This window comes from Caproicibacterium lactatifermentans, assembly GCF_013315815.1.
In the GTDB taxonomy this organism is placed as follows: domain Bacteria; phylum Bacillota; class Clostridia; order Oscillospirales; family Acutalibacteraceae; genus Caproicibacterium; species Caproicibacterium lactatifermentans.
On record NZ_CP046051.1, the window covers coordinates 803,978 to 825,519 of the forward strand.

Consider the following 21,542-nt stretch of genomic DNA (forward strand, 5'->3'; position numbering starts at 1 on the left):
TTTCAAGTTTGATTATTTTGTCCGAACAACGGGGTACACTTCAAATGCTGTCCAATATCAAACATAAAAAGAAGGGCTGTTTATGATATCTTTGTATGCACATGGTGGAAGCGGAAATCATGGCTGTGAAGCACTAGTACGGGCAACAGCTAAAATTTTAAATCCTTTAAAATGTGATTGCTTTTCCCTTAACCCTTTAGAGGACAAAAAATATTCAGTAAACGATATTGCAAGTATTAAAGAGAGTGTAGTTAAACATGGTACACTTACATGGTTTTTTTGGTCAGTACTGTGCAAACTCAAAATATCAAATCCCGTTAAAAAAATATACTATTATTTTCTTAAAGATTCCCCAGATGTCGCCTTATCTATAGGCGGCGATAATTACTGCTATGATGGTTTTCCGGAATCACTTGCATATATGAACAGCAAGCTTAACAAAGTGGGTTGCAAAACTGTGCTGTGGGGCTGTTCAGTCGAGCCAGAGATTCTTCAAAATCCAGAAATCGTTGAGGATATGAATAGATATGCCCTCATTACAGCGCGCGAATCTATTACCTATCACGCACTTATAAATGCAGGTGTAGGGAACACAAGATTGTTTCCGGACCCGGCCTTTCAGCTGGACTGTGTAAAATTACCGTTGCTGGATGGCTTTATTGAGGGCAATACGGTTGGCATTAACCTTAGTCCTATGATAATTGACAACGAAACTGCTGACGGAGTTACATATAAAAATTATGAAAATTTGATACAGTATATTCTTGATACAACAGATATGGCGGTTGCTCTCATTCCTCACGTTGTTTGGGAAGCCAATGACGACCGTGTACCGCTCAGAGCATTGTACCATGCTTTTCAGGACACACACCGCGTTGTAATGATAGAAGACCACAACTGCATGGAACTGAAAGGCTATATCAGCCGCTGCCGGTTTTTTGTTGGCGCGCGTACGCATTCCACTATAGCAGCGTATTCAACTTGTGTGCCAACTTTGGTGGTGGGGTATTCTGTTAAAGCAAAAGGGATTGCAAAAGATATTTTCGGAACATATGACCATTATGTTTTGCCGGTACAATCGCTTAAAGACCCGGATGAGCTGATGCATGCCTTTGACTGGCTTATGCAGAACGAAGTGACCATTAGAACACATTTACAGCAGTTTATGCCGTCTTATTGTGCCAAGGCGATGGAGGCGGGAAATGAAGTAAAGCAACTGGTGCCTGGTGCTGTTGGATAAACAATAAAGGTGGGAAGATTGATGCAACAGAAGTCCAGATCAGTTAATTCGGCAAAAAATATTATTTGGGGATATGCGGGAACAGTATTAAATTTGTTACTCGCGTTTATTTCAAGAACTGTATTTATTAATGTGCTCGGTACTACATACCTTGGAATTAATGGGCTATTTACCAATGTGCTGAATATATTGTCCTTTTCCGAACTGGGCATCGGTACTGCTATGAATTACAGCTTATATAAACCAGTTGCCGAAGATGACAAAGAAAAGATCAAATCCTTAATGCATGTTTATAAGAAAGCCTATCGGATTGTAGCAGCTATTGTTGCAACGGTTGGGCTTATCTTGCTACCCTTTTTGAGATACTTTATTAAAGGTGCAGAAGGGGTAGCAAATCTACAAATTTATTATTTGATATTTCTTTTTAATACGATTTCTTCCTATTTTGTATCTTATAAATATGGACTGGTAAATGCGGAACAACAGAATTATATACTTACAAATATTGATTCTGTATGTCGTATCGTTATTACTATTGTTCAAATAATTGCGTTAGAGTTATACCACAATTTTCTTGTCTATCTTCTTGTTCAGGCCGGCTTACAACTTGTTCAAAAGATTATCACTGCGCTATATCTGGATAAAAGATACGAATATCTAAGAAGCAAAGATGTTAAACCACTTGATAAAAAGACCAAGAACAATTTGATTAAGAACATTAAAGCTCTTATTCTTCATAAAATCGGGGATATCAGTGTTTATCAAACTGATAATATTATTATATCGGCTTTTATCAACGTCGCGGTTGTTGGACTGGTATCAAACTATAATATTATTATATCAGCTGCAACAGGGTTTATAACCGTTGCTATGACAGGCATTGTTTCAAGCTGCGGAAACTTAATTGCAACTGAGAACAAAGATAAACAGTTTGAAGTTTTTAACGTTTATGATTTCTGCGGATTTTGGTTATATAGTTTTGAAACAATAGCACTGGTAATTCTGTTCCAACCGTTTATTACATTATGGATTGGTGCAGATAAAAAAATAGATAATATTTCATTGGCCCTTATTTTGTTCAATAATTATTTTGTTGGTCAAAGGGCTGCAGTATTTAATTTTAAATCTGCGGGCGGCCTTTTTGATCCTGATAAATATGCATCCATTATACAGGCAATACTTAATCTCATTATTAGTATTGTTTGCGTTATAAAAATGGGTCTCCCTGGTGTTTATGTAGGCACGATAGTGTCAGGCATAGTTATAACTATTTGGAAGCCAATCGTTCTGTATAAGTATCTTTTTCATAAAAGCTCCATTTCATATTTCATTAGGATGTTAAGAAATTTAGCGATTACTTTCGCAATGATATGTTTACTTGAACTTATTAAACACTTTGTTATGAGCACAGTAACAATTTTAAATTTCATATTAATGGCACTCATCACATTTATAGTTCCTAACGTAATTTATATTTTCATTTTTCATCGAAACAGTGAGTGCAAAGTGCTTCTAAAGACAGTGAAATTCCTTAAAGGTAGGCTTAAATCTCATGACCACTAATCCATTGGTAAGTATTATAACCCCTTGTTATAATGGTGAAAAATTCATTGGCCGTTTTTTGAATTCAGTATTGGCACAAACCTATCCCAATATAGAACTATTCGTAGTGGACGACGGATCAACAGACAATACCAAAAATATAGTTTACAGCTACATAAAACAATTCCAGATGAAAGGAATGCAGCTCCATTATATTTATCAGAAGCATTCTGGACAAGCAGCTGCAATGAATAAAGCGCTTAATTTGTTTCATGGGGACTATCTTACATGGCTGGACTCTGACGATTATTTCAAATCAAATTCAATTATTCAGCGTGTCAAATTTTTAGAAAACAACTTACAATATGGATTTTGTATTTGTCCGGCAGAAAATGTGAATGAAAGAGATATTAGGAAAGTCGTTGATATAAGATATCGTAAAAAGCCAATAGGGCAAGACAACTTATTTATAGATTTACTAACAGAAACAAATGTCGTATTTGAGAGCGGTGGAGGCATGATGATTCGCAAAGATTCGTTTTGTAAAGTATGTCCTACCAGACAAATATACCCGTCTAGAGAAGGACAGAATTGGCAGCTAATGCTTCCTGTCGCTTATTACTACAAATGTGGATATGTAGAAGAACCCCTGTATGTGGTGGTGAACAGGGGAAATAGCCATTCACATATCTTTCGTACACCGGAACAGTGGTTTGAACGATATGAAGGCTTTAAAGATCTTCTTTTTCATGTTATAAAGGACATGAAAATTCCAGAAGAGAAAGAAATTTTAGATATGCTTGAAATTAAATATGCACATCGAGAAATAAGACTGGCACCGGAACTACCCGACTTGGCATTACTGAAAAATGCATATCAATGTTTGCTTAGCCACAAAGAATTAGGACCCAAGGATAATTTGGCATACTTTGTAGGAAGGCATAAGGGACTGCGCTTCCCTTATGAAGCCGCAAAGCAGTGTTGGCATAAGATGAAGGAAAAGAAAAATGAAATTAATTAAACAAAAGCAGAACTGTTCCGGCTGTAGTGCTTGTGCCAGTATTTGTCCGAACCATTGTATTACAATGAAAGAAGATAAAGAGGGATTTTTATATCCTTTTATTGATGATACACAGTGTATCAACTGTGGCAAATGTAAAAGCCGCTGTCCTGTTTTTCAGCAGCGGAAAGTTCAGAGAAAACCGAAGGCTTTTGCAGCTTACAGCAAACATGATTCTGTACGCGAGGCGAGTTCCTCTGGAGGGTTGTTTACAGAACTTGCGCAGCAGGTTCTTCAAAGCGGCGGGGCAGTCTTCGGGGCCAGCTTTGATGATTGCTTTCATGTGGTACATACCTATGTGCAAAATACACAGGACCTTAACAAATTGCGGGGTTCGAAGTATGTTCAGAGCAGTATAGGGGATGCCTATGCAGAAACAGAGGCACTTTTAAAAGAAGGGCGAAAAGTATATTTTAGTGGAACACCTTGTCAAATAAGTGGGCTTAAAACTTATTTAGAAAAAGATTATGAAAATTTAGTTTGTCAGGATTTAATTTGTCATGGAACACCGTCACCGAAAGTTTGGCGTAACTATGTGCGATTTCGCGAAGATACTGCACAGAGTTCTGCGCATAAAATTTCCTTTAGAAACAAAACACAAGGTTGGCAAAAATTTTCACTGTTGTTTCAATTTATCAATGGCACTGAATATCGCCAGACCTTAGACTGCGACAGTTACCTTCATTTGTTTTTATCAAATGTCTGCTTGCGTCCTTCCTGCAGTAACTGTGCTTTTAAAGGGTTAGACCGGCAAAGTGATATTACATTGGCGGATTTTTGGGGAGTTAACCAGATGATGCCCTCTATGTTTGATGACAAAGGTACGTCCTTGGTGATTGTCAACACAGACAAAGGGAAAAAATTGTTCGACAGCATTTCCGATTCCGTTATTGTAAAGCCTGTGGATTTCAATCAAGCAATTCAATATAATCCGGCAATCGGCCAGTCAGTGGAAGCAAGCCCCAAACGGGAATCCTTTTTTACCGATTTAGAAAAAGAGCCATTTGAAGAAGTGCTTAAAAAATATGGGTCTGATTCCTTCTCTACTAAAATAAAAAGGAAAACGAAGGGTGCAATTAAACAGACTTTGTCCTCCCTTGGAATGCTCGATAAAGTGAAACAATGGGTGCACCGATAGTGCAGTCGATAAATTTTATTCACGATGGCGTACATTTAGTTTCCCGCGCTTGTTTCACGATTTCTAAAAACCGTTGCGCGGCAGTGAAGCGATAGGCGTCATGGCGGTCTACGGCACAAATTTCGCTTTGCAGTTCCGTTTGATGCAGAACGTTTGCCTTCGGCTAACGCTTCCTGTTACCGAGCGCATAGCGGACGTTCAACGCCAAGTTATCGCCCTTGCCGGGCACACTAGCAAAAAGGGCTTACAGAAATAACTGTAAGCCCTTTTTTACATAGCTTATTTCTGGTCCAGCATATCCGTTTGCTCCTGCAGAAATTCAATATCAGGGGAACAGTAGCGCTGCATGGTAAAGGCAACGTTCGTATGGCCGAGAATTTTAGACAGCGCTTTTACATTCATGCCATCTTCCAAAGCTCGCGTAGCGAACGTATGTCTGTAAACATGAGTCGTTAAAAAATTAATGCCAGTTTCTCTGCGCAAACGCATATACAATTCTGCAGTACAGATGCTGTAATAGGAGTTCCATACCGCTCCTAGTGAAAAATAGCATTATCACGGCTGTGTTTTTGGGTTGCATTAAAATAATTTGCAAAGCCTCATTCCGCAATGGAATGAATCGAACACCAGAGGGGGTTTTACTTTTACGGACGAAAATCATCCTCCTTTTTTCGTTAAAATCTTGCCACTTCAGATTGCACAACTCAGCTGACCGTAATCCAGTTCGCAGAAAGAAGATAGCCAGATAGCCCATATAAACGTGCTGAGCAGCCTCTTCTACCGCTTCCTGCTCTGCACGTGTCAACGCGCGAACGTGCTTTTGTGAAGCGCGATCCGGGATGCGCATCTTCCCAATTCGATTTACATGCATGGAAGGGATTTGACTGGCAGCTTCAAAGGACTGATGAAAAATGACACGCATTTCATTTAACGTGGATTTTGAGTATTTATCCGCAAGGCTGTTAATGATTCGCTGTGCATGAAAACTGTTCATTTGGCTTACCGGAACATTCTCTAACTCCGGGAAAGATCGTTCCAATATATTTGTTACGATCCGGTAAGATATATACGTTTTGTGTGCTAAATTTGGCTGTACGTGTGTATCAAGCCATTTGTTCAGCCACGCTGTTACGGTAAGATTCTTTTGAGATTTCATTAATTTGTTGTAAAATTAACAATAATGAAATAAAGAATGCTCTGTCAAATTTACAGCATATTTGCAAATATTTCGGGTCCATCCTTTTAACTTAATCTTTATTTTTAGAAGTTCTTTTTCTATTTGAGGTCATGTTCTTTAGGGTAGGTGTTCCTGGGGTGACAACCGTGATATGGCCCCCCGTGACAAATAGAGATGAAATGGGGGTGCAGCACAAAGATTGGTTTAACAAACACGCAAACAGGAGCTTTATGGAAGCCAGGCGGAAACGCTGGGAATAGTGGACGACTGTGTATAGATTACAGGCTGTACCATCGTTTCCCGCGAATTCTTTGCGAGTCTGTGCCTGAACGCACAACAGGCCCTGATTAGCTAAACACTTAATGCAGCGATATACGGTAATAGTGCTGCAGTTGCAGGCAGTGGCAATTGCTTTTTTAGACAGATAGCAGCTTCCTTGTTTCCCCGCACGTAGAGTTATATAATTGTACACTTTCAATTCGTTGCCTGTGAGAGTGGAGAAATTAGCAGTTTTAGCTGCGTACAGCCTAACGGGCTTTGTACGGCCATTAGAGAGACTTTTATTATTTACCATATTCACACCATGATTATTGATATAATCGCATGGCAGAGCCTCTTGTGGCTCATCTATGACAGTATATAGATTCTCCTTTTGCCTGATGGCATTGTCCCCAGCAAAACGTGCGAACTGAAAAGTACGCTTCAGCAGATCGGCGGCGCAAAGGTTATTTATGGATCGTACAACGCTGCGTACACTGATACCGCACTTTGCCGCAATGGTTTTGCGTTTAGGGAAGCAGGTGCGTGTCTTGTAATCCGCACATTGCTGCAAATAAGACAATACTTTATAAGCTGTGCTGCTGATGGGGACCTGATAGGCGGCGGTGGAAGCTATATAATAGTTTTGCATGATTATTCCTCCATGAGTTTTATAAAATAATATTGATAAATAAAGGAATACCGCCCATACTGAAATTGTTTAAGGATTCAGTATGGGCGGTATTTCCGTTCAGTGAACAGCAAAAAGGTGGAGGTTTTTTCCCTTCGCCTTTTTGCTATAAAAATTCAAGTCCGCTTTTTCATTTTTGTTTTCTTCCTCCTTCATCCTTCCTTTTCTGAGGGAACTCCAATGAAAAGTCCGGCCGATTGTCTTTTATTTTCATAACGAAGTAGGCGTCATATTTCCGGCCGGTTTTTCCTGTTAGATTCTTTTCCAAATAACGATGATGTGGTCCCAGCAGTGCTTTTGCCGCAGAGGGCGTTACCCTCTTGCCAAAGTGCTTGAAAAATCCGTTGTCTTTCCAGATAGCAAATTTGCAGCCTTGCTTGTAACCGGAGCAGCCAAAAGCTTTTTGATTTTCATAGACCGGCTTTCCGCAGAGAGGGCATTTTCCGATTTCCTTTTTATCATCTGCATGGTCAACATGGGCAGTGGAATAATCATCTTTCAGATGGCTGCGAATAGACGAAAGCACAGAATTTGTCATATCAGAGATTTTTGCGTTGCCAGATTTAATATCTTCCTGAATTGTCCACCAGAGAGCTGTCAGGTCTGGCTTTTTAATGTCGTCCGGCAGTAGGTCATAGAGCTGGCGTCCGTACTGCGTAGATACCAAATGCTTGCCGTCATCTTGTGCATACCCGCGTTTTATCAGCGTTTCGATAATTTTATCGCGTGTCGCTGGTGTACCGATAGAGCCATTTTCGCCCTTTTTGTCTTTATCCTTCGCCTGCAGCGCGGCCTTTGCCTGCGGATCGGTCACATACTTTGCTACCTGTGTCATATCTGTAATCAGGGTCGCTTGGGTGTACCGCTTCGGCGGTGCAGTGTATTTTTCTGCTATTCGATAATTTTCCAGCTTCACGGAATAACCGCCAGTTGGTATGCCACTCAAGGCTGTCTCTTTAAATGACTTTGCCGGATAAAAGGCTGCAAATCCTTTATCCAGAACGTGAACGGAATTGGCCTGGAAGGTTCCTTTGCCCGGAACAGAAACGGCGGCCTTTGTTTCCTCCGGCGCGATAGGAGGTAAAAACTGTATGAGATACCGTTTTGCAATTTCCGTGTAAACTGCTTTCTGGTCATCGGATAGGGAAGAAAGATCAAACTTGGCGGCGGTTGGAATAATAGCATGATGTGCTGTCACGTTTGCATCGTTAAAGCATTTTGACCGAATACCATAATTGAGCGGCAGCTGCAGACCAAGGCGTTCCATAACACCCGGCAGTACCTGCGGCGCCGCAGCGTGCTGTTCAGCGTTTAGATATTGACAGTCTGATCGGTTGTATGTAATTGCCTTGTATTTGTCGCGCAGTTCCTGTGTGATTTCCAGCGTGCGTGAAACCGGGAGATTATATTTTTCGTTCATATGTGCCTGCAATTTTACAAGGTTAAAGGGCAGGGGAGGAGCTTCTGTTTTCTGCAATTTTACAACAGTGGCAGAAGCGGGAACCGCTACATGGGCAGAAATATCTGAAAGAAAGGACTGGTCCGTTATATGTCCGGCATTGTCCAAATAGGGTTTATCTGGCTTAAAGGCAAAACTTACGCTCCTTTCGTCCAGAGAAGCATCTGCGGTCAATTCAAAGTATTCCTGCTTTATGTGATTTTCAATCTGCTGGTCGCGGTTGACAACGAGTCCCAAAGTAGGAGTCTGCACCCGGCCAACAGAAAGCCCTTTCACGCCGAGTGTAAGGCCGAAAAAGCGGCTGTAGTTAATTCCAAAGATGTAGTCGCAAATCGCCCGTGCGCGGGCAGCACGGCCGATAGAAACGAACCTATCGTTTTGCTGTAAATTCTTGAAAGCTTTTTGAATTTCAGATGGTGTGTTGTCGTTTATCAGCACATGCTCTACCGGCTTCGTATTTCGTAAAATGAAGTTCAAGGCATGGGAAGTTCGCAATTTGAAGGGAGAATCCCAATGAATTAAAAAGGATACTGTAAATCTCACAAACAAATATCTGTTCGGTTAAAAACCGAACAGCTTCGTTTTAAGCTCATTTTATTTTTGCTTTTTTAAAAATATAAAGTTGAAAACTATGGAAATCATAAACACTAAAACGAATAGATAACCGATTGGTAAAAGTGCAAACGGTTCAGCCAATCTCCCACCCGGCAAAACCTCCGCGCCGATAATATGGTAGGAAATAAAGCAAATCATTGCCGCCAAAGCTGAAACAAGCATAGAACCTCTTGCGAATGAAACTCTCTTATCCTTTTTCCATGCCGCGGAAATTCGTTTCATGACGTTTACATCTTCCTCTGACGCCGATGGCTTTTCTAAGCTCATCTTCAGTTTTTGCAATTCATCCGCGCACTGCGGGCATTGGTTTAAATGTTCCTCAACCAATGAACAGCTTTCTTTGCTGCAGACCTTATCATAATAGAGTGGCAGCAAATCTTTAATAACTTCACATGGAATTTTCATAACAATGCCTCCTTTAATTTTGCTCGCGCGCGATGATAAGTGACTCTTGCCCAGCTTTCCGTTTTTCCAAACAACTCGGCAATCTTACGAAATGACAGAGCCCCAAAAAAGCGGAGCATAAACACCTCTTTATATGGTTCCTCTAAACCATGGATGAGTTTGTGGATTTCATAAACATTTCCATCCGCGATTATTTTTTGTTCGAAATCATCGCCTGGGATATTAACCACATTATCAATATCTTCAAGCAGGTAGGGCTGCTTTTTTAAATATGAAAAATATGTGTTTTTCGCGATTTGGCAGAGCCAGACACTGATTTTACAATCTCCTTTAAAGGCATCGATTTTTTTCAGCGCCTTAAAAAACGTTTCTTGCGTGATATCCTCCGCGATGCTTTTATTTTTTGAAAGAACTAACGAATATCTGTATACATCCTTAAAATAGTTGGAGTATATTTCTTCAAATTCAGTCACATTTTCACCGCCTTTCCTATATAAGACCGTTGAGTTCGTATTTCGTTACAACATTACACAAATTTTTATTGGCTGATTGTAAAATGAAGCTGCGCCGCCGCACGCCGGAACGTAAAGGCAGCCGCGGACGAAAGACCGGATATTCGATGAAACGCGGGCAGGCAGTATATGAAGTGAACAGAAGCCATTGCCATAAATCGCATAAAATAGACAGCTGCCCAAAATTTATTAAAAGCTGGAACAGACATTCAAACCAGATGATGGTGTGTACCAAAATGCTTTACTTTGAACCAACGATTTTTTACTTTTTCATTTATCCAATTTTTTCATGGTGTCCGGGAATATTTCATAGGGAATAGTTGCCCTTCCGAGAAAAATCAACGCAAAATAAATCAGGTAAAAAATGGGAAACGGCCGCCATCAGTCCAAATTCATTTCCGTAAACGGTGATTTGGTTTCTATAATTGTAAATATTTGTGATTCCATCGATTGATTTCATATTGTTAAACATTGCCTCGTTGCTTCCAGAAGCATAGAATGTGACTTTTGTGACACTCCGGATTTTTGCTTAAGTTCATCAACGGTTCCAGTTTCAAGGATACCGCCATTTTTCAGCAAAATAACTTTATCTGCAAGATATTCAACTTCATCCATAAAGTGTGAAATCATAAAAATAGTGATGCCTTGAGAATTGATGTCCTTTATGTAACTCCACAGATTGTGCCTTGTCTCCGGGTCAAGTCCGGTTGTCAATTCGTCGAGAAACAGGATGGCAGAATTGGGTATAAGCGCAAGTATTATGGACAATTTCTGCCTTTCACCACCGGAAAGAGAAGAAACGTATTTCCGCTTTTTCCCCTCCAGATGGAATTGATTCAGCAGCAATCTGTAGTCGGCAGGGGGATCAATTTTTCGTAGCCCTTCTATACATTCTATCGTGGAAGTTTTTCCCGAACCGTTCGGGCCTATAACTGCCAGAATCTGCCCCTTTTCCACCCCAAACGAAATTCGATTAACAGCAGTAAAGTCACCGTATTTTACTACCAAATCATTTACGGCGATATCCATAATTACTCCCCAATGGATTTTGGGATGTTGATGAAATAATCCCTTGATTTTGTAATCTGTGTCCATTGCTTAGGCTTCCGAATGCTGCTTCTTTGCCTTGACGAAATGAATTGCCTCAAAAATGATAATGCAAACTACGGAAAAGATAATACTAATCACCGACATATTCTGGTTTAATGCTGTTCCAGTCATTTTTCCGCCTGTTGTCGTGATCTCATAGATTGGAAATTGGAAGAACCGAACTGTATATGCCGTCAGGTCGGCGGAATGTGTGTGGAAATAACCGATAAAAATCAAAATACAACACAGTACCATTGAAATAATGATTCCAACCACGAATTCTAGAACGATGCGTAACAGCAGATTGTTTTTCACCTGTCGTTTCATAAGAAATTCCCCTTTTTTATATTATTTAGATGTTGATGAAAGCCCGGAATCCTGAGCTGGATTCTGTGAAGCACCGTTTCTAACAATTTTCTTTGTCTTCAGTTTCTCATTACGTTTCAGAAAAATCGTTAAAGCAACGGTGAGGATAGCCATGTAGATAATCGATAAAATCAGAAAAGTCCGGTCCCAATAAATTTTTTTGGTCCAGATATCGAAAAAATCGTTCATTGCATATTTCATGGGAATATAGGAAGCAATCTTCTTGAATGCACCCGGCATTTGGTCAAATGTAATGAACACGCCGCAGAACATGCAGGCTACAAACATAACAACCAGCCCGAGTGGCATTAGGATCTGCGTATTCTGAAATAAGAGAGCAAAAACGCCGCCAAGCATCAAGGCTGTAATTATCGCTAGGATATACTGAATTAGGAAAGCTTTTCAAATCTTATTAAATTGCTATTTAAAGCAGTCATAAATTTCTTCAAACAAACTTTACCACGGCAGGGAATAGATTACAAGCATTCGGTAAAAATTCTTTATTTGATATCATAAAGCCATGTAAACAGGGAGTAAAGAACTTCCTGCGGCAATACCACAATGGCAAACTAGACCGGGATTGGGATGCTGGCGCCGGAAAGCCATCTGTAACGCTGACTGGTATCAATCCGGCTGGAGAAAGCGTTTCGCCATGGGGTCACGCATGCGACGCATCTGTTCAATGCCATAAGCGGACTTCATCACCGTAGTCTCGGCGCGTGAAATCGGTGAAGACCGAAAAATCGGAAGCATAAAAGCTGGAAAGCAGGCCGACCTTGTTGTGATGGACAAAGAGTGGAACATAGTTTCAGTTATTAGAGGTGGACAATTCGTGAGGTAAAAGCAAATTCTATCTTAAAAGATGAAACGGTGCTTAGTTTTGAAGCTGCTTATTTTGTACTTCTGTCGGTACTTCGCAGGAAGGGGCAGACAGAAATACAATACGGCAAATTGCGCTTATGTGTAAAATGACCGGAACAGATATTCATCATTTGGGCGATTCCGGATGCCTTGGCATGGCACGTTCTGTAAAGCGTTAAATAAAGCAGCATCCATTAAAGAAGGAACCATTCGGTCCATACTAATTTATATTCCAACTTTATATTCCAACAAACAATCTTACTTCACTGAATTTTTTACAGGCACAGTTCGTCACATTTTCAGCTGCCCTTTTGTCACTTCTGGCGACCGCTTGTCTGTCAATGTTCATTTCCACCAAATGCCGCACTTCAACGTCTACACTGATCCTTTCCATCGTGAGGTTTGGTGCTACCTGGATATTCCCCAAGGTAACTCCTAAATACTTAGAAGTATAAATTTGCTCTGCGTTGACTGCCATATCTAACGCTATCTAATTGTTATATTTTATCCCAACTTATCTAAAAATAGGTTGACATAATTTCAACAACATGATATATTATCGCACAAACTAACAAATATTCCCAATATTGCTTAAATTGTTTTTTGCTTAGAACTTTCTGTATCGGTACATAAGTACATGAAAGTATATAATATTTATCACAAGGAGGTGATGATTTCGAAAAAAGTTTAAAAGCTTCTTGAGTGTAACTGCTTTTTAAGTGGTTTGTTTTTTTATTCCAGTGGCTTTGCTTGTTAGGACTGAACGAGGTATAACAATTTCCCGATTTTTTATTTTCGATATACTAACAATTAAAGAAGAACCAGCACTTATAAAGACCCCGCGCAATTGGAGCGCGGCTTCCCTATAAGTAGCTGGTTCTTTTCTTTTTATAACCATGATTTGTGTATTTATTCTTTGCAAATATAGGTTCGCTGCGGGCCGGCTGCCATTTCCCAGGCGTAGAGGCCGGCTTCGTCGGCCTCCAGGCAGAGGTCCGTTCCGCAGCCGAAATCAATGCCGACGTGCCCGCACTTTTTGGCGTACACCGTCAGCACTTTCCCGGGAACACCGGCGCTGACCAGCGCCGTGCGGTATGCATATCGGCTCATCTTGGAGGCGGCTGTATCAACGGAATCCCAGTCCGGACAGTCCACCGTACCGACAATACCGCTCCAGCCGTACCGGTTTTCCAGCACCCGCCGCAGACAGCGGGCCTTTTGCCCGACCAGAAGCACACTTTGTTCCTTGAAAAAGTCGTAGAATTCCTTTTTTGTACTTAAAATATAATTATCAAAAGCGTAAAACGTGTACGGTGGGCGGATATCATAAAACTGCAGTACCATTTCAGCCAAAGGGCGGAACATCCAACTGTTTGTTTGGGAAAGAATGCCGAGAAAATCGGTCTGCCGCAGTGCTTCCACCAGCCGCAGCCGGGCGTCTTCATTGGGCAGAAGTACACCACAGTAAGAACGGTCGCGCTGTGCCACCCACGGATAGGCTTTTTGGACAAAGTCCATGGTTAGGATGGCACCGTGTGCCGCAACCGTCGCTTCTCCGTCACCAAGCCGGACGGAAGCGTGTGCGCCACCGTCCGTGATGATTTCCTCCCATTTTTTTAGGAGTTCCATTTCATTTAAGTAAACCGACAATGGGGCAACTCCTTTCAGGCAGAAGATGAGCAGTTCTGCATATCCCGCATTACCTGGAGAATGACATTTCCCAAAAAACAGCCATGCCGCAGTTTGTGTGAAAGCCGCAGGCAATTTTTGTGCAGGCCTTGATAATCCTCCTCTGACAGGCTATTGACTGCGTCCGGCAGTTCATGCAGCGAAGAAATGACAATGCCTGCGTGTTTCCGTTTGATAAAGGCAGCCGTAGGCATCTGCTCACAAAGAATGACCGGCAGTCCGAGCGCCAGATAAAAAGAGGTCTTGTGTGAATTTGTGTATTTCAGGTATTCCGCGATTTTTCCGTGGCAGCCATCCAGGCTGTTCCCTTCCCAACAAAGCCCGAAACTGTCTGTTACTGCATCCGGCAGTTCGTCCGGCGGAAACTCACCGCAAAAGCGGCAGCCTGCGGACGGCTTCCACTTTTGGGTGTTGAGATTTGGTCCGTACAGGTGCAGCACAGTACCTTTCCAGTCGATTTTATCCAGCTGATACAGAAACGCTTCATACTTTAGGTTCCCGGCAAACGCAATCGTCGGCGTTTTGTGTCGTACCCTGCGGCAGCCGCTTTTTAGGGTATAGTCGAAAAGGGACATGGAATAAATGCGGGGAAGAGCGCCGTGTCTTTCCAGCACCGTTTTCATGCTGTCGTTTACGGCAATGAGAAAATCAAATTGATTTAAGGTGGAAATTTCAGCGATTCTGCCGGTCGTAAAGAAGTCGCCGAAGCGGATAGAATCCAAGTCATGAATGAGGGCCACCAGCCGATACTGCGGAAAGTGTACCCGCATGCAGTGAAGAAACCAGTCAAAATTAAAATCCTCAAATAAAATTTTGGGGTACTGCAGGAGCAAAATGCCGTCCTCATCAGCGGGCAGCGTTTCAGCAAGACAGCTTTCCATGCCGGCAAGAAAACGCTGCACCGGAATTGGGTGAAAACCCATTTGACTCAAAAAAATTCAACATCTTCAGCGGCTTTGCTCCAGGCGGTATTTTCGTGGGACGGATTCAGCGCGATAAAATAATTTTTCATACTGACACCTTCAGCCGGGAAAACTTTTTTACGGATTTTTTAAGACGAGAAAGAACGCGGAACCATGCTGTCACGGTACAGCTCCCCTACATAAAATAGAGTAAAATTATATTGTAAGGGAGCACCTGTCATGAGTTTGATTCCACACACCATACATTGCTGCTGGTTTGGGGGAAAGCCCCTGACCGTGCTGGCACGGAAATGTATGGACAGCTGGGAAAAGTATTTACCGGGATACCATATTATTGTTTGGAATGAACGACTGTTTGATGTGGAAAGCAGCCAATACACACGGGAAGCGTACAGCTGTGGAAAATACGCTTTTGTCAGTGACTATGTTCGTTTGTGGGCACTTTACTATTACGGCGGTGTTTACATGGATACAGACGTGGAAGTGCTGAAAGACCTCGGCGGTTTTATGAATTTCCATGCCTTCTCGGGCTTTGAGCAGGCGAACTATATTCCAACGGGCATTATGGCTGCGGTCCCGCGTCATCCGTGGATTGAGCGCATGCTCCGCTGTTACCGCCAGCGGGCTTTCCTTAAGCCGGACGGCACCATGGATCTTTCCCCGAACGTTGTGTTTATGACGGAACTTGCCGAAAAAGAGTTCGGCCTAAAGCGAGGAAACGAAACACAGGTATTAAAGGACGACGTGCATATCTTTTCCAATGACTATTTCTGTCCGATGGTGTGGGAAACACGGGAAATTAAAATGACGCCGAACACACATACCATTCATCACTTTGCTTATTCATGGAATGAGCCTGGCATCACGCCGATTCTGCCGGTTCCGCGGAAACCGGATGCATAGCTTTTTATAAAAGCACGGCGTTTTTAAGTGATGTTCTTTTTTGAAACACATAGATGGCTCTCAATCACTTGCTTCCAGCGCTGTTCCCACAGCCGCTTTGAAAAGCACTGTGCCACTTCCTGTGCATGACGGCCCATTTCCTCACGCAGTTTTGCGTTATCCGCAAGGCACAGCACCGCTTCTTTTAGAGTGTCCTTGGATACCTGAATCAGCAGGCCGTTAAAGCCATTGATTACAAGGTCGGTCAGCCCGCCCACCAAACCGGCAATGACGGGCTTGCCGCAGGCCATGGCTTCAATCAGCGAAAAAGACGTTCCCTCCGTGTAATAAGAGGGAATGAGAACAATGTCCGTATTCTGATACGCCAAATGCATATCTTCCATGCGGTACCAGCAGTATTCGATATTGGGATATTTTTGGGCAAGAATCCTCATTTGCAGTTCGGACTGCTCTAGTCCGCGGCCGACAAACGAAAAAACGATATCCGGACGTTCATCCGCCAATTCCTCCGCAATTTCTTTTGTTACGCTCCAGCCGCGGCCCGCCACCAGCCGGCGCGGGTACAGCACCCGGATTTTTCCATCCTCCTGTCGGCCGGTTTCTTCCGGTTTAAAGATGCTGAGGTCGGCATAATTTGGAATATACACTTTTTTACAGTCAATTTCCGGATTGACGGCTTTTAGCCAGTTGATGGTGTTGGTATCCACACTGACCAGCGTATCAGTTTGGCTGAGACCGGTGAACAGCCTGCTGTACCATTTTTCGGACCTCCACCACGGCCGCTCCGGTGAATCCCACCAGATGCCGTGGCTGATACATATTGAATTCGGAAAAACATACGGATAGGTGAGGTCCATGCTTAGGTAGATGTGCAGGTCATAGCTGCCGGTCAGTTCACAGAACCGCTGGTTCAGCGTTAGGAAGAAATCCTCATCAAAACCGGCATCTCCAATGCCGTAAATTGTAAATCCGTGGTACTCCTTTTTCCACTGCTGTTCACTGGAGGGCTGAAAGACGTCCGTCTGACATCCCATACTGACCAGCAGCTCTGCCAGCTCGGCAAGATAGCGTTCACCGCCGCCAAAAATGCACCTTTTGCCGTCCCACTCCAAAAACTGCGGCGTTACAATGGCTATTTTTTTCGTTCGGTTCGATTCTGCTTTCACCGGTTCGGGCAGGTCAAGCGTTATTTCCAGCCGGGGCCGTTGTTCTCCGTATGTTTTTCTGCTGCTGAGCAGGGCCAAGAGAGAATCATTTTGTGTTTCGTCTGCAGCTTTCAGCATGAGGCCATAGTTTGCTTCCGGGTGTTTTTGCCAGATACGCACAATGGAGGTCACGTCCGCACAGACCGGCTCAAAAACGGAGCAGCCCGCTTCCAGCGGCACATACTGTTTGTCACAGTTCGGCTGATGGCTGTCGGTAATGTCTATGTTGTTCCATGGTTCAGTGATGGGGTGCACCTCAAACAGGTTTTGCTGTTTCAGTTCGTCGTTTCGGGTGCAGTACAGCTTGAGAACCGCTTTGCTGATAAACGCGTTTTGGGGAATCTGGTCAAGACGGAACTGAAGAAAAACACGGTAAATAATTTTGTATCGAAAATATCCTAAAAAATAAAAATCATCCCTGCAAAAGTTGCCGTCCGGGATGGAGCTGTCTGTAAAAGTATCAGCGGTGGGGTACAGAGTCAACGATTTTTTCATGTAAAAATACCTTTCTGTTTAGTGTTGCCGGTATGGGGTTTCAGCAAAGCAGGCGGACGATTTCATCGGCAATGCGCTGACTGGCGCGGCCGTCACCGTATGGATTTACGGCGCCGCTCATACGGCGGTACGCTTCTGTGTCCGACAGCAGTTTGTCGGCGGCACAGAAAATGGAATCTTCTGCAGTGCCAGCTAGGCGAAGGGTACCGGCGGCAATGCCTTCCGGCCGTTCCGTTGTGTCTCGCAGCACCAGCACAGGTTTCCCTAGGTGAGGTGCCTCCTCCTGTATGCCGCCGCTGTCTGTTAAAATGAGGTATGCACGGCTCATCAGGTTGTGAAAGGTCACAACGTCCAGCGGCTCCGTCAGCAAAACATTTTTACAGCCCGCAAAGGCTTCTTTTGCGGCGCCGGAAATGGCCGGGTTCGGGTGCACTGGATATACGGCTTTTACATCGTCATACTTTTCTACAATGCGCCGGACAGCATGAAAAATATGCTGCATATTTGTCCCTAGATTTTCGCGGCGGTGGGCGGTCAGCAGCAGCAGCCGGCTGCCCGCGGCCCAATCCAGCACCGGATTGGAAAAGTTCGGCTGCACGGTCGTCTTCAGGGCATCTATGGCGGTATTGCCGGTTACAAAAATGTGGCTGTCTGGTTTGTGTTCCTGCAAAAGATTCTGCCGGGATTGCTCGGTCGGTGCGAAAAACAGGTCCGTAACGGTATCGACAAACTGCCGGTTTGCTTCCTCCGGGAAAGGGGAGTCCTTATGGTAGGTCCGCAGACCTGCTTCCACGTGTCCTATGGGAATGTGGCGGTAAAACGCGGACAGTGCCGCGGCGAAGGAAGTGGTTGTGTCGCCGTGCACAAGGACCAGCGCGGGCTTTGCGTCCTCTAAAACAGCGGGAAGGCCCAGTAGGACATGGGTGGTAATGTCCGAAAGCGTCTGCCCTTTCTGCATGATATTCATATCGTAATCTGGCTTTATGCGGAAGATGTGCAGTACCTGGTCCAGCATTTCACGGTGCTGTGCCGTTACGCAGACCATTGTTTTTAGAGAGTCCCTTGTTTTTAGTTCCTGTACCAGCGGAGCCATTTTAATGGCCTCCGGTCTGGTGCCGAAAATAGCCAGAACACTCTGTTTCATGTGCACCCCCGAAAATAAAAAGTGGAATGATTCATTCGAGTTCATTATATGTTTCTTATGCGGAATGGTGTTTTACAGCCCCAGCCGGTGCAGGCATGGCAGGAGCGGCTGCAGGCAGTTTTCCCATAGAAAAAAGCTGCGGATATGCTGCTGCAGGGCAGGCTGCGAAGGGCGGGAAAGTGCCGCAGCCAAAGTATTGGAAAGGCTGTCTTTTTGGTATGGATTACAATAAACAGCCAAGTCCTGAAAGTACTCGTGTGCACTTCCTATCTTTGTCGTCAGGACCTTTGTGCCGGCCAATCCGGCCTCTAGGCTTGCGAGTCCGGGCGTTTCCACAAAACTGCACAGTACATGCAGTGCGGCATTTTCAAAAACCGGCCAAAGCGCTGTTTCCCGCAGGAAACCGAGATAAAAAACATGGGGCAGTGCAAGGCACTGCTGTAGATACGGCAGGTCCTCCGCTTTTCCGGCAAGAAGCACATTCCAGCCGACGGCAGCGGCAGCTTGGCACAGGACAAGCTGATTTTTTCGTCTGCAGATACGGGCAGAACAGAACACATATGGCTTTCGGGCGGCAATTTCCCGGGGAAGGGGGAGCTTCTGCACTGGTTCCGAAGCGCCGCTGTACACAATGGTACAGGGAAAGTCCGTTTGGCAGTCGGTTTTCAGGCATGCGTATTCGGCAGTACTGGCTGGAAAGACCATGCTGCAGCTGGACAGAATCTCTCGGCGGAACTGTCGGTCATATTCCCACTGTGCCAGTTTTTCGGTATCCCCGCTGTACTGGTAGTAGCGGCTGAGGTCCCAGAAAATTGGTGTCAGCAAAAGCGGTTTTTTCAGCTTTTGTGATGCCGTAAAAAAGGCATACGTTTCCGTTAGGCGGGTGAGATTAAAAAGCCAGACTGCGTCACAGCGGCTGAGGTCCTCGTCCACGGAACGACAGATATGTACAGAAAAGCCGTTCCGGCTTAAAAAATCCGCCGTTTTCAGCAGAAACTTTGAGTCGCCCGCAAAGTTTGTAAGAAAATCGCTTCTGATGCAGAGAAAAAGGATTTTGCCTATCTTTCCTTCACCGCTTTTCATTTATTTCATATTGTGTAGTAAATATTTCCGAAAAAAATATTAGGAAGGAGATAGGCGGAACCATGAATGCAGACAATTTTTCCATCTGGATGCTGCAGGACAGCTGCCGGCTGAAACTGTGTGAAGAACTGGGGCCTGCTGTTTCAAAGGAATCCTGTAAATGCCTGTTTCTCACTGCAGACAGCGGCTGCGGGCAGTTTGGCCGGATTTTGCTGCCGGACCATCCAGTGGCAGTACCCATCTGTACCTCACGGGCAGAAATTAGGAAGGGCAGCTTTCATGTCAGCCGCATAGAGGTTCTGAATACGCTTCCATCGCCGCTCTGTCAGGGATACTGGCAGGCTGAACTTCTTTTTTCTTTTGAATTTTTTCTGCAGTTTTTTGACTTTAATGGCAAGCCATTTAAAATTGTATGCTTTTCAAACGCGTTTGATGAACCAAAGCCCCATCAAATAGAAAAAATGTATCTTCAGGCAGGCATACAGTACCGCCGGACGGTGATGCTTTACGGTGGAAAAGAACCGCCAATCCGCATTTTTACGGCGCCTATGGGTGCCCGGTTCGGTGAAAAAAGTCCACGATTTGCGGTGGAGGCGGCCGCACTGCCGCTTCGTTTGCGGTTAAAGCCTGCGTGCTGTGCCTGCGGCGCCTATGAAGAACCGTGTTTACATGTATATGTAACAGCCGGACTGCTTAGTTCCGTCCGATTGCTGCGCAGTACCTGCTGTCGGCTGTCGTACAAATGTACCGTGCCACGGACGTGCAGCAGTCTGCCGGCGGATAGCTGTGCATACTTCCGCAAAATAGAATTCCCGCGGGCGGATTTTTATCCAAAGTAAACAAGGAACGGTATCTGTGATTTATATCTGGTCCGTGAATACTGCATATCATGGGTTGTTGACGAAAACCGACGATATAGTTCCATGAAAACAGGGAGTGATGATGTGGACTTCACAAATAAAGTAATCGATTTTCTGGGTGACAGCATTACCGCCGGGGACGGTGTCACAGATGAAAAGAATATTTATCCGAACGTATTAAAGAGAAACATTCCCCTTGCTAAGGCAAATAATTACTCGGTGAGCGGTACACGCATTGCTGGCCAGCTGCATCCCTCCATGTATCCGGACTGGGACGTCCAGTATTTTGCTGAGCGGGCGAACGCGATGGACAACAGCGCGGATGCCGTTGTGGTCTTTGGTGGGACCAACGACTTTGGGCATGGCGATGCTCCTTTGGGCTCGCTGAGGGACCGTACCATGTTTACATTTTCTGGTGCATGCCGTCTGCTGATGGAACAGCTTATCCGCAAGTTCCCGCTGGCGACGATTGTATTCATGACACCGCTGCACCGAATGGACGAGGACAATCCGAGGGGAGAAGGCTATAAAAAGACGGACTATGGGCCGCTTTCCGCTTATGTGCGTATCATTCAGGAGGTGGCGCAGGATTATGCCATTCCGGTACTGAACCTGTATGCTGTCAGCGGCATTCAGCCGAAAAACAGCGTGCTGCGGGAAAACTATTGCCCGGACGGCCTGCACCCGAATGACGCAGGACATTGTCTCATTGCCCGGCGGCTGCAGGGATTTTTAGGTACGCTTTAATTTTCATTTCGGCGGCACTGACGCCTCGGCGTACAGTGCTGTTTGCTGTTCCATTGCTTTTTAACGGAGGGAAAGGTATA

The 21,542-nt window shown here is 44.2% G+C and carries 23 protein-coding genes and 1 pseudogene; 9 read left to right on the forward strand and 15 right to left on the reverse strand.

Annotation, left to right across the window (positions count from 1 at the left end; all coding sequences use genetic code 11):
• The first annotated feature begins 82 nt into the window (after nt 1–82).
• From GJQ69_RS03920 to GJQ69_RS03935, 4 genes are read left to right on the forward strand one after another with little or no spacing between them, the layout of a single operon-like run.
• Nucleotides 83–1,240 (forward strand): polysaccharide pyruvyl transferase family protein, encoded by a 1,158-nt coding sequence (locus GJQ69_RS03920; protein WP_174193011.1) that lies wholly within the window; start codon nt 83–85, stop codon nt 1,238–1,240.
• 21 nt (nt 1,241–1,261) lie between these two features.
• Nucleotides 1,262–2,803, forward strand: coding sequence for a lipopolysaccharide biosynthesis protein (locus GJQ69_RS03925; RefSeq protein ID WP_174193013.1), 1,542 nt, complete (start codon nt 1,262–1,264; stop codon nt 2,801–2,803).
• Nucleotides 2,793–3,803: a glycosyltransferase family 2 protein gene (locus GJQ69_RS03930; protein ID WP_174193015.1), complete on the forward strand. Its 1,011-nt coding sequence runs from the start codon at nt 2,793–2,795 to the stop codon at nt 3,801–3,803. Before GJQ69_RS03925 ends, GJQ69_RS03930 begins: the two co-directional genes overlap by 11 nt.
• Nucleotides 3,790–4,980, forward strand: coding sequence for a Coenzyme F420 hydrogenase/dehydrogenase, beta subunit C-terminal domain (locus GJQ69_RS03935; RefSeq protein ID WP_174193017.1), 1,191 nt, complete (start codon nt 3,790–3,792; stop codon nt 4,978–4,980). Before GJQ69_RS03930 ends, GJQ69_RS03935 begins: the two co-directional genes overlap by 14 nt.
• A 279-nt stretch (nt 4,981–5,259) precedes the next feature.
• Here the strand turns inward: GJQ69_RS03935 and GJQ69_RS09830 are convergent, their stop codons facing one another.
• The 9 genes from GJQ69_RS09830 to GJQ69_RS03980 form a co-directional block, all read right to left on the reverse strand.
• Nucleotides 5,260–5,469: a tyrosine-type recombinase/integrase gene (locus tag GJQ69_RS09830; RefSeq protein WP_174193019.1), complete on the reverse strand. Its 210-nt coding sequence runs from the start codon at nt 5,467–5,469 to the stop codon at nt 5,260–5,262.
• Nucleotides 5,441–5,974, reverse strand: coding sequence for a site-specific integrase (locus tag GJQ69_RS09835; protein ID WP_274379846.1), 534 nt, complete (start codon nt 5,972–5,974; stop codon nt 5,441–5,443). Before GJQ69_RS09835 ends, GJQ69_RS09830 begins: the two co-directional genes overlap by 29 nt.
• Nucleotides 5,975–6,227: 253 nt before the next feature.
• Nucleotides 6,228–7,067, reverse strand: a complete 840-nt coding sequence (locus GJQ69_RS03950) for a helix-turn-helix domain-containing protein (protein WP_174193022.1) — start codon at nt 7,065–7,067, stop codon at nt 6,228–6,230.
• 169 nt (nt 7,068–7,236) lie between these two features.
• Nucleotides 7,237–9,003: a type IA DNA topoisomerase gene (locus tag GJQ69_RS03955; protein ID WP_174193024.1), complete on the reverse strand. Its 1,767-nt coding sequence runs from the start codon at nt 9,001–9,003 to the stop codon at nt 7,237–7,239.
• Nucleotides 9,004–9,159: 156 nt separating this feature from the next.
• The gene (locus GJQ69_RS03960) at nt 9,160–9,585 is read right to left on the reverse strand and encodes a DUF3955 domain-containing protein (protein ID WP_174193026.1); all 426 of its coding nucleotides are present in this window, start codon (nt 9,583–9,585) and stop codon (nt 9,160–9,162) included.
• The gene (locus GJQ69_RS03965) at nt 9,582–10,058 is read right to left on the reverse strand and encodes an RNA polymerase sigma factor (protein WP_086035969.1); all 477 of its coding nucleotides are present in this window, start codon (nt 10,056–10,058) and stop codon (nt 9,582–9,584) included. Before GJQ69_RS03965 ends, GJQ69_RS03960 begins: the two co-directional genes overlap by 4 nt.
• A gap of 495 nt (nt 10,059–10,553) precedes the next feature.
• On the reverse strand, nt 10,554–11,192 hold the full coding sequence (locus GJQ69_RS03970) for an ABC transporter ATP-binding protein (RefSeq protein ID WP_236849734.1): 639 nt from the start codon (nt 11,190–11,192) through the stop codon (nt 10,554–10,556).
• Between the two features lie 3 nt (nt 11,193–11,195).
• The gene (locus tag GJQ69_RS03975; protein WP_086035966.1) at nt 11,196–11,513 is read right to left on the reverse strand and encodes a DUF5963 family protein; all 318 of its coding nucleotides are present in this window, start codon (nt 11,511–11,513) and stop codon (nt 11,196–11,198) included.
• Between the two features lie 21 nt (nt 11,514–11,534).
• Nucleotides 11,535–11,942: an ABC transporter permease gene (locus GJQ69_RS03980; protein WP_274379847.1), complete on the reverse strand. Its 408-nt coding sequence runs from the start codon at nt 11,940–11,942 to the stop codon at nt 11,535–11,537.
• Nucleotides 11,943–12,252: 310 nt separating this feature from the next.
• Between GJQ69_RS03980 and GJQ69_RS09930 the strand changes: the two genes are divergently transcribed.
• Both GJQ69_RS09930 and GJQ69_RS09945 read left to right on the forward strand, forming a co-directional pair.
• Nucleotides 12,253–12,393, forward strand: coding sequence for an amidohydrolase family protein (locus GJQ69_RS09930; protein WP_157659008.1), 141 nt, complete (start codon nt 12,253–12,255; stop codon nt 12,391–12,393).
• A 61-nt stretch (nt 12,394–12,454) separates the two neighbouring features.
• A pseudogene (locus GJQ69_RS09945) lies at nt 12,455–12,592 on the forward strand (DUF7916 family protein); the annotation flags it as partial.
• A 59-nt stretch (nt 12,593–12,651) separates the two neighbouring features.
• On the opposite strand, the gene GJQ69_RS03990 reads toward GJQ69_RS09945, so the two are convergent.
• The 3 genes from GJQ69_RS03990 to GJQ69_RS04000 form a co-directional block, all read right to left on the reverse strand.
• A complete protein-coding gene (locus GJQ69_RS03990; RefSeq protein ID WP_086035964.1) occupies nt 12,652–12,840 on the reverse strand; it encodes a hypothetical protein in 189 nt (62 codons plus the stop codon).
• A 482-nt stretch (nt 12,841–13,322) separates the two neighbouring features.
• Complete coding sequence (locus GJQ69_RS03995) at nt 13,323–14,063, reverse strand: GT-D fold domain-containing protein (protein WP_086035963.1); 741 nt, start codon at nt 14,061–14,063, stop codon at nt 13,323–13,325.
• A gap of 14 nt (nt 14,064–14,077) precedes the next feature.
• Nucleotides 14,078–15,025: a glycosyltransferase gene (locus GJQ69_RS04000; protein ID WP_086035962.1), complete on the reverse strand. Its 948-nt coding sequence runs from the start codon at nt 15,023–15,025 to the stop codon at nt 14,078–14,080.
• A 219-nt stretch (nt 15,026–15,244) separates the two neighbouring features.
• Between GJQ69_RS04000 and GJQ69_RS04005 the strand changes: the two genes are divergently transcribed.
• A complete protein-coding gene (locus GJQ69_RS04005; RefSeq protein ID WP_086035961.1) occupies nt 15,245–15,928 on the forward strand; it encodes a glycosyltransferase family 32 protein in 684 nt (227 codons plus the stop codon).
• Between the two features lie 23 nt (nt 15,929–15,951).
• On the opposite strand, the gene GJQ69_RS04010 is transcribed toward GJQ69_RS04005, so the two are convergent.
• The 3 genes from GJQ69_RS04010 to GJQ69_RS04020 form a co-directional block, all read right to left on the reverse strand.
• Nucleotides 15,952–17,628 carry a glycosyltransferase gene (locus GJQ69_RS04010; protein ID WP_174193028.1) on the reverse strand — a complete coding sequence of 559 codons (1,677 nt, stop codon included), beginning with the start codon at nt 17,626–17,628 and terminating at the stop codon, nt 15,952–15,954.
• A gap of 40 nt (nt 17,629–17,668) precedes the next feature.
• Nucleotides 17,669–18,772 (reverse strand): non-hydrolyzing UDP-N-acetylglucosamine 2-epimerase, encoded by a 1,104-nt coding sequence (gene wecB, locus GJQ69_RS04015; RefSeq protein WP_086035959.1) that lies wholly within the window; start codon nt 18,770–18,772, stop codon nt 17,669–17,671.
• Between the two features lie 72 nt (nt 18,773–18,844).
• A complete protein-coding gene (locus tag GJQ69_RS04020; protein ID WP_086035958.1) occupies nt 18,845–19,855 on the reverse strand; it encodes a glycosyltransferase family 4 protein in 1,011 nt (336 codons plus the stop codon).
• A gap of 62 nt (nt 19,856–19,917) precedes the next feature.
• Here GJQ69_RS04020 and GJQ69_RS04025 point away from each other — a divergent pair, with 62 nt between their 5' ends.
• Both GJQ69_RS04025 and GJQ69_RS04030 read left to right on the forward strand, forming a co-directional pair.
• Nucleotides 19,918–20,694, forward strand: a complete 777-nt coding sequence (locus tag GJQ69_RS04025) for a hypothetical protein (protein WP_086035957.1) — start codon at nt 19,918–19,920, stop codon at nt 20,692–20,694.
• Nucleotides 20,695–20,778: 84 nt separating this feature from the next.
• Nucleotides 20,779–21,462, forward strand: a complete 684-nt coding sequence (locus GJQ69_RS04030) for an SGNH/GDSL hydrolase family protein (protein WP_086035956.1) — start codon at nt 20,779–20,781, stop codon at nt 21,460–21,462.
• Nucleotides 21,463–21,542 lie beyond the last annotated feature (80 nt).

Bases quoted from the DNA above. Each gene is read 5' to 3' on its own strand.
- GJQ69_RS03920 (WP_174193011.1), top strand. From the start codon at position 83: ATGATATCTTTGTATGCACATGGTGGAAGCGGAAATCATGGCTGTGAA.
- GJQ69_RS03925 (WP_174193013.1), top strand. From the start codon at position 1,262: ATGCAACAGAAGTCCAGATCAGTTAATTCGGCAAAAAATATTATTTGG.
- GJQ69_RS03930 (WP_174193015.1), top strand. From the start codon at position 2,793: ATGACCACTAATCCATTGGTAAGTATTATAACCCCTTGTTATAATGGT.
- GJQ69_RS03935 (WP_174193017.1), top strand. From the start codon at position 3,790: ATGAAATTAATTAAACAAAAGCAGAACTGTTCCGGCTGTAGTGCTTGT.
- GJQ69_RS09830 (WP_174193019.1), bottom strand. From the start codon at position 5,469: ATGCGTTTGCGCAGAGAAACTGGCATTAATTTTTTAACGACTCATGTT.
- GJQ69_RS09835 (WP_274379846.1), bottom strand. From the start codon at position 5,974: ATGAACAGTTTTCATGCACAGCGAATCATTAACAGCCTTGCGGATAAA.
- GJQ69_RS03950 (WP_174193022.1), bottom strand. From the start codon at position 7,067: ATGCAAAACTATTATATAGCTTCCACCGCCGCCTATCAGGTCCCCATC.
- GJQ69_RS03960 (WP_174193026.1), bottom strand. From the start codon at position 9,585: ATGAAAATTCCATGTGAAGTTATTAAAGATTTGCTGCCACTCTATTAT.
- GJQ69_RS03970 (WP_236849734.1), bottom strand. From the start codon at position 11,192: ATGGACACAGATTACAAAATCAAGGGATTATTTCATCAACATCCCAAA.
- GJQ69_RS03975 (WP_086035966.1), bottom strand. From the start codon at position 11,513: ATGAAACGACAGGTGAAAAACAATCTGCTGTTACGCATCGTTCTAGAA.
- GJQ69_RS04000 (WP_086035962.1), bottom strand. From the start codon at position 15,025: ATGGGTTTTCACCCAATTCCGGTGCAGCGTTTTCTTGCCGGCATGGAA.
- GJQ69_RS04005 (WP_086035961.1), top strand. From the start codon at position 15,245: ATGAGTTTGATTCCACACACCATACATTGCTGCTGGTTTGGGGGAAAG.
- GJQ69_RS04010 (WP_174193028.1), bottom strand. From the start codon at position 17,628: ATGAAAAAATCGTTGACTCTGTACCCCACCGCTGATACTTTTACAGAC.
- wecB (WP_086035959.1), bottom strand. From the start codon at position 18,772: ATGAAACAGAGTGTTCTGGCTATTTTCGGCACCAGACCGGAGGCCATT.
- GJQ69_RS04020 (WP_086035958.1), bottom strand. From the start codon at position 19,855: ATGAAAAGCGGTGAAGGAAAGATAGGCAAAATCCTTTTTCTCTGCATC.
- GJQ69_RS04025 (WP_086035957.1), top strand. From the start codon at position 19,918: ATGAATGCAGACAATTTTTCCATCTGGATGCTGCAGGACAGCTGCCGG.
- GJQ69_RS04030 (WP_086035956.1), top strand. From the start codon at position 20,779: ATGAAAACAGGGAGTGATGATGTGGACTTCACAAATAAAGTAATCGAT.